This window comes from Pseudomonas sp. 43(2021), from assembly GCF_017490805.1.
GTDB lineage: Bacteria > Pseudomonadota > Gammaproteobacteria > Pseudomonadales > Pseudomonadaceae > Aquipseudomonas.
Genome location: NZ_JAFGYJ010000499.1, coordinates 1 through 453 on the forward strand (window position 1 = coordinate 1; position 453 = coordinate 453).

General features: G+C 60.7%; 1 protein-coding gene. It reads right to left on the bottom strand.

The features are described 5' to 3' along the window. The coding region (locus tag J5M71_RS28370; protein ID WP_207838954.1) for an MFS transporter at positions 1-453 on the bottom strand (453 nt) is incomplete at both ends.

Sequence of the window (453 nt, forward strand, 5' to 3'; positions counted from 1 at the left end):
GATCAGCACGCCGTGGTTTTCGCTGTAATGCAGGTTGTGCGTCAGGTAACTCGGCATGTAGGTGAGCAGCATGTAATAGGTGACGTTGGTCGCCGCCACCACGCCGATGCAGGTCATCAGGCTGCGCCAGTGTTTGGTTGCGACTTCCTTGAACGACACCTTCGGGCCGCCGGCGAGGCCTTCGCGGTCGCCTTGTTCGAGTTTTTCCACGTGTTGCTGGAACGCCGGGGTTTCTTCCAGGGCGTGGCGCAGATACAGGCCGATCATGCCCAGCGGCAGGGCGAGGAAGAACGGAATCCGCCAGCCCCATTCTTCGAAGCGCTGTTCACCGAGAATCGTCGAAATCAGCACCACCACGCCGGCGCCGAAGACGAAACCGGCGATCGAGCCGAAATCCAGCCAACTGCCGAGGAAGCCGCGTTTGCGGTCCGGGGCATATTCAGCGACGAAGAT